This window comes from Nitrospira sp. (genome assembly GCA_029194665.1).
Classification (GTDB): Bacteria; Nitrospirota; Nitrospiria; order Nitrospirales; family Nitrospiraceae; genus Nitrospira_D.
This window is the reverse complement of record JARFXO010000003.1, coordinates 567,932-580,232: the sequence shown is the minus strand read 5'-3', so window position 1 is coordinate 580,232 and position 12,301 is coordinate 567,932. Positions and strand designations below refer to the sequence as shown.

Here is a 12,301-nt window from a genome sequence, read left to right as displayed (position 1 = left end):
GAGAAACTCCAGCACGAGATTCATGGGCATTACGTCTGTCTAACGTTCCAAACGGTGGGCGCCGGGCTTTTTGCGATGTCCCTTTCCAGCGCCGAGTTAAGTTCCGGTGGGTTTTAGCCGTAACCTTGGTTGTCTCGACACAACAGGATGACCGGATTCTTCTTCCTTCTTTTTTAGGTCACTACAGATCGCCAACAGGTCATAATTAAATTTTGCCGCATGCGCTTCTCGTGTTTTGCGCACTTCGTCCACAATTGGATCTGGTTTCATGACTCGATACCTCCAAGTTCTTCCGGTGAGCAGATGATGGGGCACTCGTAGCCTAGCACCTCAATTGCAGCTCCAATCCGCACTTTCGCCTCGGCGTTGTTGATATGTCGGAAATTCCATGTCAACAGGAAATCCATTGCATGGACAGTCGCTAACGCGATATGCAACGCATCTTCAGCGCTGGTTTCGGAAATCAGTCCCATTTCGATCAAACGCCTGGCCAAGGATTCAGCGGCATCGTTGATCTCCAGAATCGGCAGTCCAGATATAGCGTCCAACCGCCTTTGCGCTGCAACGACATCACCCGCTTTGGCTTCCTCCACTACCAGGACGGAAATGTAGATCTCATAGCGCCCTCTCGTCTCATTCCACCACTCCTGAGTGATGGCTTGTCGAGCCGCAGTAACAATATCCCGGCTCGGTCTTCCCGCGTAGTAGCTGATCACAGACGTTTCTACGTAAACTGAAGATGCCATGACATGTCCAGTCTAGCAGCAAGCGGTTGCTGGAAGCTAACGGCCCGCGGCTCACCGGTAGGTGCTGAGCAACGGGAAGTTGTGCGGCGGCACACCGCAACGTATCGCTGCCGATCCTTAACGCAGTAGACTCAGGTTTTTATCTCGTGATGATCCTGGACAGCCGATTCAGATCCCGTTGAGTCATAGGCTCTTTTCGCAGGCGGGCGGCGAAGCGCGTCAGCAAGGCACTCACCGTCGCCGGATCTCGGTCGAGCACTGCTGCAACATCGCGCGCACGATAGCCCCCTCGCCGGATCAGCAGATACGCGGTCAGCGTACGCTGCTTCGAGATGACCCAACTCCGATCGGCACTCTGGAGCTGCACCACGTCCACCCCCATCCCTGCCGCTACAGAAAGGTGACGTCCCGCTGGTTCTCTCGGACCATGACATGATAGAGCACCTGCGGAGCGAACACCCGGGGACGGCGCGCCATGATGCAAGACCTCCGCTATAGATACAAGACTTTTATCTCTTAACCATCATGAAGGTACCAGTCGCCATCAGTCGCAACGCAACCAAACAGGTGTGTTGACAGGCGAAAGGCGATCAAGTGGTTGGCCAGCCTGTGCCAGGCCGACCTACTCGACCCATGCGGCTCAGTTGTTGGTCTGAAAGCTCGGGTATATCCGAGAAGTCAATCCATGAATCGGGACTATGCTTGATGTTCATTGCCACTGACTTACGTCTTGCCTTCCGCTTTCGTTTCATGGTGAGAGACTCACCCAGCGGACTTGGCCTTTGACGAGCATCGGCAACACGGTTTGTAGTTTCGGTGCCAACAGTCGAAGGTCCTGTAAACGGTTGGTTGGAGCCTGGAGCACGACCACGGCTATGGTGAACTGCGAAAGGTTCTGCTGGAAGGAGAGATGCTGGTCGACGGTCACGAACACATCAAACTGTTCCTGAGCGAGTGTCAGCAGTTCACCGTTCTTGATACCCGTCCATCCCGCTTGCGAGACGGTCACAACCTCATGCCTCGTGATCTCCTTGGCAAACCGGCGGTCAACGCACTCGTCCAGTAGAATTCTCACGAGGCGACGGGGAGCATCCGCGCTTTTGCTTCTTCCAGAAAGGCGATCACTTGCTCCCGCGTGACAGTGGGAAAACCTTCTAAGAAGTCGTCGATCGTCTCGCCGCCTTCCAGGTATTCAATCAGCGTTTGTACCGGCACACGTGTTCCCGCGAATACTGGAGTCCCGCCGAGCACTTCGGGTGATGTAGTGATGAGCGGGCGCTTGGGAGCCGACATCGCTGTCTCCTTCATTGTGTCTCGTGATTCTATGCCAGCCCTCTGAACAAAGCAATTTCAAGGAGACCTTGGAGCAACAACGGGCACTGTCCTCGCGCATCAGTTATATTATTCATGGTCTCTGCACAACCACCATGACCAGATTGCTGACAGAATCTCGGATGAACTCCATCAGTGGTCCTGGATAGACTCCTAGCAACAGAATGATCGAGGCGACAAGCCCCAGAGAGAAGACGGCCGTCCAGCCTGCCGCCTGTGGCGATTGCACAGCCTGCCCTTGAGGGATGGTTGCCGGTGCCGGCTCGTCGGCGAACAAGGTCACGATCAATCGAAGATAATAATACAGGCTGATGACGCTGTTCCCAATCAGCGCCAACACGAGCCACCAAAGGCCGGCGTCAACACCAGCCGCAATCGCATAAAACTTCCCGATGAATCCCGCCGTTACCGGGATACCGGCCAGCGACAACAGGCTCAGCGTTAACATGGCGGCCAGCCAGGGACGAGCCCAAAACAATCCGCGATAGTCCTCGAAACGTTCTGCATCCCCTCGTTCGCTTGAGTAAACGATCACCACACCGAAGGCACCTAAGGTCATGACACAATAGACGACCACGTAGAAGGTGACGGCTTCAGCGGCTGCAGAGCCACCGGCCAGCAGAGCCACGAGCAGGTACCCGAAGTGTGCGATCGATGAATAGGCCAAGAGCCGCTTGACATTCTGTTGGAATAGCGCGAGCACGTTCCCCGTGACCATCGAAGAAACAGCGAGAAGAGCGAACAGATGTGCAAGGGCGTCGATTTTCAATGCCTCGACATCGGTCGCGAAGCGGAGCAGCAGCGCCATGACCGCTCCCTTGGACACCGTCGCAATGTACGCCGTAATGGGAGTTGGGGCTCCCTGGTAGACATCTGGAATCCACATATGAAACGGTGCCAAGCCGAGCTTTAATGCGATGCCGACAAGGACCAGGACAAAACCTCCCAGCCAGAGGCCTGGAACTGTTTGCGCCATTTCCACCACCCTACCCACCCCGCGAAACGTCATGGAGCCGCTTTCGAAATAGAGAAGGGCCATGCCGAACAGCAGAAAGGTTGAAGCGGATATGGAGATCAGCAGGTATTTCACGGCTGCTTCCAACGGATGGCGTCTGGTCCGTAAATACCCGATCAAACTGCACAGGGACACACCGAGCACTTCGAGTCCGAGGAAAAAAGACACGAAGTGTGCAGAAGCGGTAAGAACCAGTCCGCCGAAGGTGGCGAGTAAGAGGAGCAGGTAGTATTCTTCCACTCCTTCCTGCTCAATAAAATGAAGCTTCAAATATCGGTACGACAGTGAGATGACGACCATCGTCGCGCTTAGCAAGAGTCCCATGTACAACAAGGCATACTTATCCACGATCAGCAACGCCGTCACGGATCGCGGTGTCGACGTCGCCGCCCAGGGCAAAGTGGCAAGGGTGAGCAGGCACGACAGGAACGATAAGAGGGCGATGGTCGCATGGTGTCGCCTGACGGCGAGTACGAGCATCGTCACAATGGAGAGCGCACCGAGATCGAGAATGGGGGAAAGGGCAATGAAATCTTGTAGCGTCACGGTGCACTCACGTGAGAGGTGAAACTGTTGGACGACGGCAAGAATTTCGATGGCGGGTGAGTCAGATTGGAGGATGGCGGCGTTTGCTGTACGAGCGTTGCCATGACCGGCATCGTGGTGCTCAACACAGGCCTCGGATAGAGCCCAAGCCAGACTTGTAGTACTGCCATGAGGAGCAATGTTCCAAACGCGATATTCGATAAGTCCGGTTCAATGCGGGTTTCACGCTGCCGGCCAAAGAATGCGCGTTGCATCATGGCAAGAGAATAAATTGCGGCCATGACCATGCCGGTCGATGCCAAGATGGTCAAGAACGGCTGAACGGAAAAGGATCCAAAGAGAACGAGAAATTCGCCGATGAAATTTGCCAAGCCCGGCAGACCGAGAGAAGCCAACGCAAAGAACAGAGTCATCGACGCCACACGTGGAATCACTCCCCACAATCCTCCCATCTGTCGCATGTCCCTCGTATGGAGACGCTCTTGCAGCGCGCCTGCCAACATGAAGAGGGCGCCGATGCTCAGCCCATGCGCCACCAGTTGCATCACCGCTCCTTGCAGCGCCAATTCCGTCCCAGCAAAGGCGCCGAGTAGGAAAAAACCCATGTGGCTGATGCTGCTATAGGCCACCAGTCGTTTCATATCCGTTTGGGCACAGGCTAAGACAGCCCCGTAGAGGATGCCCATCACGCCGAGTCCCATTGCGATGGGAGCGAACTCACTGATCGCGTCGGGAAACAACGGAATCGTGAAACGGATCAATCCATAGGCACCAGTTTTTGCTAACAGCCCGGCGAGGATGACAGTCGCGCCGGTTGGAGCTGCTGTGTATGTGTCGGGCAGCCACGGATGAAAAGGCGGAGCCGGCAGCTTCACCGCGAAGCCGATGAAGAAAGCCAGCATCAGCCACCAGCCCATCTCGTTTTTCTGCGCCAGTCCCATCAGATCGGCATAGTCGAAACTGGGTCTTCCAAACGCATGTTGATGAAGTAGTGCCAGAGCGATGATCGCCACGAGGAGGAGTAGGCTACCAGCCTGAGTAAACAAGAAGAACTTGAACGAGGCGTGCCGACGTTGCTCATGTCCCCACATGGCGATCAGGAGATACATGGGTACCAGCATGACTTCCCAGAAGAAAAAAAACAGAAACAGATCGATCGCCAGGAACACCCCGATGACCCCGCCCAGGGCCAGCAGTACGTTACAGTGGAAGAATCCGACCCGAACTTGGATTTCTGTCCAGGATGCGACGATGGCGATGAGACCGAGGAAGGTCGTCAAGAGGATGAGCACCAAACTGAGACCATCGAGACCGAGATGCAGACTGATGCCCCACAGGGGAATCCAGCTGGTTTGACTTTCTAAGAGCCATGCCCCCTGGCCTGGGTCCTGGAACCACTGGTCTTGGCTCCATAGCAGAAGGGCCAGGAGAAGATCGATGAACAAAGCACCGATCGCGATCCAGCGAGCGGCGTGGCGGGACCACTGCTCCCCCATCCACGCGAGGGGCGCGGCAAGCAGGGGGATGAGTATGAGCAGCCACAGGACCATACGATTTAGATCGCAAACAGACCGAGTAACACAAGAGCGCCGACAGCAACGGTCGCCGCATACCAGCGGACGTGACCCGTTTGAGTTCGACTCAACCACACATGGAAGGATTCAGCTGCAACACCGAGTGATTCGTAACCCCGGTCGATGAGCTCACCTGATTCCCTGGTAAGATGGAGCCAGGGCTGTACGATCAGTCCGTCATACATTCGATCAAAGCCCCACCCTCCTTGCCACAATGTCACCAGGGTATGACCCAATAATGTTCCTGCAAGTCGATCAACTACGCTGGCTCGTGGAAGGAACAGGACTGCGGCCAGCCCGATTCCCAACAGTCCCGAGGATGTGACGGCGATCTGTACAAGGGCCTCAACCGACTCATCCATCTCTGGCATTGTCTCGATCGGCGGCAGGACATGCGACAGGTACTGACTAAACAGAGACAGGTCGCCAAGCGTGCGGGGCACTTCAAGAAAGCCGACTGTGACAGCGAAGAGAGCCAACACCACCAGAGGAACGCGCATCGCAAAACCTGGTGCTCCGCTCGGTGGCGTGCGGACCTCTCCAAAAAAGACCCGAAAGATCAAACGGAAACTGTAGAGTCCGGTGAGCAGCGTCCCGAGTAACGCGCCGAACCAGATCCAACGATGGCTCAACGGTGACGACCAGGCAGACCACAAGATCCAGTCCTTGCTGTAAAACCCGGAGGTGATGAACGGGACACCGGACATCGCGGCGGCGCCGATAAGGAATGTCCAAAACGTCAGCGGCAGTTGACGCCGGAGGCCGCCCATCCGGAAAATGTCCTGCTCATGGTGGAGGCTGTGGATGACGGATCCAGCCGCTAAAAAGAGCAATGCCTTGAAGCAGGAATGGGTCAGAAAGTGAAAGAGAGCGGCAGACCAGGCTCCGACGCCAAGCGCAAGAAACATATATCCGATCTGGCTCATCGTCGAATAGGCGAGCACCCTCTTGATGTCGCGTTGAACCAAGGCGCTGCAGGCAGCGAGGAGCAAAGTCAGAAGGCCGATCACCGCGACGACCTCCAGTACCGATGGCGCGAGCTCAAAGAGTCGATGCATGCGAGCGATGAGGTAGACACCCGCCGTCACCATCGTTGCCGCATGGATGAGGGCGCTGACCGGAGTGGGACCGGCCATCGCGTCCGGCAACCAAACTTGAAGCGGCAGCTGGGCCGACTTTCCGACCGCCCCGACCAAAAATAGAATGGTCACGATCACGGCAATGTCCGAACCCACCGGCCAAGCCTCAGCGGCAAGCGTCTGGACCTGTTGTATCGACAAGGTCTTCAGTTGAGTAAAGAGGATGAATAAGCCGATGGCAAAAGCCGTGTCTCCGATACGAGTCACAATGAAAGCCTTCTGCGCGGCGGCGCCGTACTCCGGTTCGCGATACCAAAAACCGATCAAGAGGTAGCTGCACAGCCCCACACCTTCCCAGCCGAGGTAGAGCAGAAGCAGATTGTCTGCCAGCACCAGCGTCAGCATGGCTGCCACGAACAGATTCATGTAGGCAAAGAACCGCGCATACCCATCGTCATCGACCATGTACTCGACTGAGTACAGATGGATCAAAAAACCAATAGCAGTGATAACCGCCACCATAAGGAGTGAGAGAGCGTCCAGGTACCAGGAGACCCCGACGGTCATCCCCGAAGTGTCGATCCAATTCCACAGCGTTTGATGGTAGGAAGTGCGATCGGGAAAGACTCGGAGAAAATCTGCACCGACGAGCGCAGTGACGAGGGCCGTCGTGCCCACCGAACCGCAGCCGACCCACGCGACCTGTCGCCGAGAGAAACGCCCTCCGAACAGGGCTAACCACAGAAAGCCGGCGAGCGGTAGGGCTGGGATAAGCCAAAGAAGGCGAAGCATAATGTGTAGTGTTGTCAGCCTTTCATCTCGCTGAATGCATCCGCGTCCAATGTTTGGAACCGGTAGGACAGCTGGAGTACGATACCAAGCGCCACGGAGACCTCAGCCGCCGCCAGCGTGAGGATGAACAAAAACATGATCTCTCCATCTACCTGTCCCCAGCGAGCTCCGCCGGCAATGAACGCCAGACTTGCCGCGTTGAGCATGATTTCGAGCGACAGCAACATGTAGAGAATGTTCCGTCGACTCAAGAGACCGACCAATCCGATGCAGAACAGCATGATGGCCAGCACCAGCGCATGCGTCGTGAGCATCAACGCGACTCCTTCGACACACGACGGCCCAAGTGATAGGCACCGATCAGGCCGGGAAGCAACAACATCGACGCTAATTCCACCCCAATGACATAGGGGCCATAGAGGACGATGGATATGGCTTTCCGGCGGGCTTCCGTAACCTCGATCGGCAGACGGTCCCCGGCAACAATGAGATATCCCACCTCACCAAGCAGCACCAGGGCCAGCACACTTGGCCCCACCCATGTTCCCGGCGTGAGCCAACTCTTTTCCTGCTCGACAGCGAGCGGCCCTAAGAGCATCACCACAAAAATGAAGAGCACCATAATGGCGCCGCCGTAAATAATGATCTCCAGCGCTGCGGCAAACTGAGCGCCGAGCAAATAGAAGATCAGAGCCAGCGCGATGAGCGCCACGACCAGATAGAGCAGCGCGTGGACGGCATGCACATGGGTGATGACACGCACAGTCGCCAGGAGAGTTACGGCAGCGGCGATGTAGAAAAGAATTTCCATAGTCTCACATCAGTGCCGAGTCCTGAGTGCTGAGTAAAACAAGGCTTCTTGCTCACCACTCAGCACTTCTTTATGGCATCAAACTCCTCACATCCACCGGCGGGAGTTCGTTTTCAGCTTGACCCTTGTCTTTATCGCGAATTTTCACACCGGCGACTCGATAAAAGTTATAGCCGTGATACTTGCCGGTACCGCTGATTAGGAGATCTTCCTTTTCGTAGACCATGTTTCGACGCGCATATTCGCTCTGTTCAAAATCCGGGACGAGCTGGATTGCATAGGTGGGACAGGCATCTTCACAATATCCACAATAGATGCAACGCGAGAAATTGATCCGAAAGAATTCCGGATAGCGGCGCTCATGAGCGGTCGGGTCTTCAGTGGCCTGCAGGGCGATGCAATCAACGGGACAAGCCACTGCGCAGAGATAACAGGAGACGCAACGTTCTTCTCCGTCGGGATCTCGGGTGAGTACGATTCGCCCTCGCCAGCGTGGAGGCAAATAGGGCCGCTCTTCCGGATACTGAACCGTGACAGGTTTTGTAAATGTTCGTTTGAAGACGATCCATAGCCCCAGGATCAGATCGCGCGGATATGCCCACGTTTTCATCATGCTAAGACTGTTCCGAGCGTTTGACGCCGCGCCCACACCCCATACGGTCCATGCTCACTGGTACACCGTGATACCCTTTCATCCTGCTTTCCACAGAACCACGCCTCCTGTAACCAGGAGATTAATCAATGCCAACGGCATCACCACTTTCCAGCCGAACGACAAGAGTTGGTCAAAGCGAAGCCTGGGCCAGGTCGCTCGAATGAGTATGATCAGGACAATGAAGACGGACATCTTCAAGACAAACCACACCACCGGCGGCAGCCAGGGTCCGTGCCAGCCGCCGAAGAAGAGGATCACGGTCATCGCCGAGAGTAAGATGACGCTGAGATATTCGCCGACAAAAAACATCCCGAATTTCATCCCGCTGTACTCCGCGTGATAGCCGGCGACCAGCTCCGCTTCCGCTTCCGGCATGTCGAACGGCGTGCGATGCGCTTCAGCCAGTCCGGCCATGAAGAAACCGAGAAAACCAAGAAATTGGGGGACGACGAACCACAGATGCCGTTGCGCTTCCACAATGTCGCTGAGGTTGAACGATCCTGCCAGGAGCACGGCTCCCATCAATGACAGCCCCATGAACACTTCATAGCTCAATAGCTGCGCGATGGCTCGAAGGCTGCCGAGAAACGCGAACTTGCTGTTGGATGCCCACCCTCCGATGATCACGCTGTAGGCGGCGAGGCTCGCCATGGCCAAAAAAAACAGGATCCCCATGTTGAGATCTGCGACAACGAAGCCGGGAACGATCGGCACGACAGCGAACGACATGAGCGCGGTGATGACGACGATGGCCGGTGTGAGGACGAAGACCGCCTTATCCGCGAAGGGCGGAATCCAGTCTTCTTTCGTGAACATTTTGATCATATCCGCCAATGATTGCAGGAGACCGCCGGGTCCTACCCGGTTGGGTCCATGCCGTTCCTGCCAGATTCCCAGCAGTCGACGTTCAACCCAGATCAGCAATCCGGCCAGCGTGAGAACGCCGCCGAGGATGACGACGATCGTCAGCGCGGTGCGGCTCCAATCGATCACGCGACCCTCCGCTTCCGTCCGGTCTTGATCGTCTTGCACAGATCGACCCACGCCGGCAATCTCACCCCGGATACATCAGGTCCAAGAGATATGCCTGCAGTGCCGACCGGCATCGAAGGGTCGAAGTGCAGGGCAAGGCGATAGGTCGTTCCCTGCAACGCCAATTCAATTGTGGTTCTGTCTTCTAGGCTGAACCGCGCTCCATCTGATGGGTGCAAAGCCATGAACGGTTCAGAAATCCGTTCAGCAATCGCCGGAGATCGATTGCTGAGCTCCTCGCCCCCAAATACAGCGGACAGCGGCAAGAGCAACCATCGATGAGGGGTAGAGTGAAAAGGACGTGGAATGGCGGTGAACCAAAATGGCGCTTCCGTCGCGACCGGCTCGATCAGCCTCAGACCAGGCATTTCATCACGCAGCGGTCCGCCGACTTCGTCCTGGTATTTGTTCAAAGCTTGGATGGAATTCCATCCAGGACTCCAGAATTGTGGAATCAGCAGTGAAGGAACCGGTCCTCGGTACCCCTCCATAGAGAAAGCCAGCGGAGTATCGGGGTCGCGCGGAGGCGGAGGCTCGTGGACGGTGAGGTGGGACAACATAGACGTGCGCCCGCTATACCGATCCGGTTGCCGAGGGATTTTTTGTCCGACCATGCGAAGGCCGGCTGGTGGGGCAACCTCTCCGACCTTCGCGAGCTCTGGAACAGCGGAGGCCGTGGCGGCGATAGCATCCTCAAAGGTGTGCCAGGCGGCTACGCCGGACAGACCCTCCGTCTGATCTGCTTTTCTGTGGGCAAGATCCCTCAGCCAACGCCAGCTTTCCGTGATATCACCATCAGGTACGAAGACTTGGTAAAACCGCTGCGCCCGCCCTTCTTGATTCACGAGGGTCCCATCGGATTCTGGAAACGTGGCAGCCGGCAGCAGCACGTCGGCACGTTCTGTCGTACGATGCTCGAGCGAGTCGATCACGATCACTGTTTTTGCGGCATCCAAGAAGGCATCGACTTCTGCCTGCTCCGCGCGTCGGTACAGGTCGTTCTCCAGCACGATGACAGTATCGACCTTTCCCTGACTGATCGAGTCGAAGGCCTCATTCAGAGTTCCGCCGCCCAACAACGCGAGACCGACGCTATTACAATCCGGAACAACGAAACTGAGACGGGGCTGCATCCCTCTCTGGTGCAAAGCCCACGCGACATTGGCAGCAGCTTCGATCGTCGCGCGAGAGCCGCTTCTCGTGCCGGCAATAATCAACGGGCGCTTAGCTTGGGTCAGTGCGTCGGCGATGCGTTGAGCGAGGGGACGCACGTCGTCGATGAGATTCGGAACGGACGGCGCATCATTTCCGATTATTCCAGCGACGGCGAATCCGAGCCGTGCAATGTCGTCTGGCGCGGCGAAATAGCTGTCCGTCGCATAGTCATGGAACCAGGTACGTCGATAGCCGGTCACAAACAATGGGCCTCGCTTGTCCTGCATGGCGTTGCGCACCGCAGTCTCATCCCATCGGGGAATCTTCAACTCATCGACTCGTTCCATCGGCTGTTGTCGGACTGATTGCAGAATGGCGAGCGCCAATCGGGGCGCGTCGTTCAAGAGGTCTTCGCCAAGGACGAGGACGGCGTCCGATTGTTCTGCGTCCTGAATCGAAGCGGAGGGTACCGGTCCCGACCTAAGAATATTGAGGATCGTGGAAAGGAGCTGGTGTTCGCGCTCGTCAAGCCCATGAAAAAACTGATGCGGTCCGACCAATGAACGAAGCGCCACATTGGCCTCTAGCGAGGCACGAGGCGAACCGATTCCAACGATCCCGCGAGCGCGTCGCAAGCGGTCCGCTGCGAACGCGAGGATCTGCGGCACTCCTTCCGGCTTTGCCGCCTTGGCGCGGTCGGGCTCTGACCGCATGAGAGCCCGTTTGATCCGGTTGTCGCTGTTGACATACTCATAGCCGAACCGCCCTCGATCGCAAAGAAAATACCCGTTTACTCGGCTGTTGAACCGATTCGTGATCCGACGCAAAATGCCGTAGCGCTCTCCTGGCGTCGTGTTGCAGCCAACGCTGCAATGGGGGCAGATCGATTGGGCTGATTGGAGGTCCCATTTCCTTGTATAGTGATGGAACAAGGTTTTGTCGGTGAAGACTCCGGTAGGACAGACTTCCACAAGATTTCCGCTGAATTCATTCTCCAACGTGCCGTCCTGCTCCCTGCCGAAATAGAGCGCGTCATGCGCGCCGAAGACGTTGAGGTCTCGCCCGCCCGCATAGTCTCGGTAGAATCGCACACAGCGGTAGCATTGGATGCACCGGTTCATCTCGTGCCTGATGAAAGGACCGAGATCCTGATTCCGATGAGTCCGTTTAGGAAACCGGTAGCGACGGTAGGCATGACCAGTCATGACCGTCATATCTTGCAAATGACACTCCCCTCCTTCGTCACAGACCGGACAGTCGTGCGGATGATTCACCATCAGCCATTCGATCACCGAGGCCCGAAACGCTCTGGCCTCGGGATCTTCGATGGAAATGCGAGTGCCGTCGGAAACCGGTGTCATGCAGGCCATCACCAGCCGACCGGAACGATCATGCCCGTCTTTGAACTGTTTGACGGCGCACTGGCGGCAGGCACCGACCGATCCCATCGCCGGGTGCCAGCAAAAGTACGGCACGTTCAGCCCGATTCCGAGACAGGCGGCGAGCAAATTGTGCCGTTCATCGACCGCGTAAGTTCGGTTATCGACGATGATGGTCGCCATAC

The 12,301-nt window shown here is 56.5% G+C and carries 13 protein-coding genes; all 13 read right to left on the bottom strand.

What is annotated here, in order from left to right; genetic code table 11:
• Window positions 1-96: 96 nt before the first annotated feature.
• A complete protein-coding gene (locus tag P0119_12240; GenBank protein MDF0666825.1) occupies window positions 97-270 on the bottom strand; it encodes a hypothetical protein in 174 nt (57 codons plus the stop codon).
• Window positions 267-746 carry a type II toxin-antitoxin system VapC family toxin gene (locus P0119_12235; GenBank protein MDF0666824.1) on the bottom strand — a complete coding sequence of 160 codons (480 nt, stop codon included), beginning with the start codon at window positions 744-746 and terminating at the stop codon, window positions 267-269. The genes P0119_12240 and P0119_12235 overlap by 4 nt, the downstream gene beginning before the upstream one ends.
• A 139-nt stretch (window positions 747-885) precedes the next feature.
• Window positions 886-1,116 (bottom strand): hypothetical protein, encoded by a 231-nt coding sequence (locus P0119_12230; GenBank protein MDF0666823.1) that lies wholly within the window; start codon window positions 1,114-1,116, stop codon window positions 886-888.
• 378 nt (window positions 1,117-1,494) lie between these two features.
• The gene (locus P0119_12225) at window positions 1,495-1,821 is read right to left on the bottom strand and encodes a DUF5615 family PIN-like protein (GenBank protein ID MDF0666822.1); all 327 of its coding nucleotides are present in this window, start codon (window positions 1,819-1,821) and stop codon (window positions 1,495-1,497) included.
• The gene (locus tag P0119_12220; GenBank protein ID MDF0666821.1) at window positions 1,818-2,039 is read right to left on the bottom strand and encodes a DUF433 domain-containing protein; all 222 of its coding nucleotides are present in this window, start codon (window positions 2,037-2,039) and stop codon (window positions 1,818-1,820) included. The genes P0119_12225 and P0119_12220 overlap by 4 nt, the downstream gene beginning before the upstream one ends.
• A gap of 112 nt (window positions 2,040-2,151) precedes the next feature.
• Window positions 2,152-3,639, bottom strand: a complete 1,488-nt coding sequence (locus P0119_12215; protein ID MDF0666820.1) for an NADH-quinone oxidoreductase subunit N — start codon at window positions 3,637-3,639, stop codon at window positions 2,152-2,154.
• The gene (locus P0119_12210) at window positions 3,636-5,189 is read right to left on the bottom strand and encodes an NADH-quinone oxidoreductase subunit M (protein ID MDF0666819.1); all 1,554 of its coding nucleotides are present in this window, start codon (window positions 5,187-5,189) and stop codon (window positions 3,636-3,638) included. Before P0119_12210 ends, P0119_12215 begins: the two co-directional genes overlap by 4 nt.
• A gap of 5 nt (window positions 5,190-5,194) precedes the next feature.
• Window positions 5,195-7,084, bottom strand: a complete 1,890-nt coding sequence (gene nuoL / locus P0119_12205; protein ID MDF0666818.1) for an NADH-quinone oxidoreductase subunit L — start codon at window positions 7,082-7,084, stop codon at window positions 5,195-5,197.
• 14 nt (window positions 7,085-7,098) lie between these two features.
• On the bottom strand, window positions 7,099-7,398 hold the full coding sequence (gene nuoK / locus P0119_12200) for an NADH-quinone oxidoreductase subunit NuoK (GenBank protein MDF0666817.1): 300 nt from the start codon (window positions 7,396-7,398) through the stop codon (window positions 7,099-7,101).
• Complete coding sequence (gene nuoJ / locus P0119_12195; protein MDF0666816.1) at window positions 7,398-7,895, bottom strand: NADH-quinone oxidoreductase subunit J; 498 nt, start codon at window positions 7,893-7,895, stop codon at window positions 7,398-7,400. The genes nuoK and nuoJ overlap by 1 nt, the downstream gene beginning before the upstream one ends.
• Window positions 7,896-7,965: 70 nt before the next feature.
• A complete protein-coding gene (gene nuoI / locus P0119_12190) occupies window positions 7,966-8,505 on the bottom strand; it encodes an NADH-quinone oxidoreductase subunit NuoI (GenBank protein MDF0666815.1) in 540 nt (179 codons plus the stop codon).
• 81 nt (window positions 8,506-8,586) lie between these two features.
• On the bottom strand, window positions 8,587-9,594 hold the full coding sequence (nuoH, locus tag P0119_12185) for an NADH-quinone oxidoreductase subunit NuoH (GenBank protein ID MDF0666814.1): 1,008 nt from the start codon (window positions 9,592-9,594) through the stop codon (window positions 8,587-8,589).
• Window positions 9,540-12,299: an NADH-quinone oxidoreductase subunit NuoG gene (gene nuoG, locus P0119_12180; protein ID MDF0666813.1), complete on the bottom strand. Its 2,760-nt coding sequence runs from the start codon at window positions 12,297-12,299 to the stop codon at window positions 9,540-9,542. Before nuoG ends, nuoH begins: the two co-directional genes overlap by 55 nt.
• Window positions 12,300-12,301 lie beyond the last annotated feature (2 nt).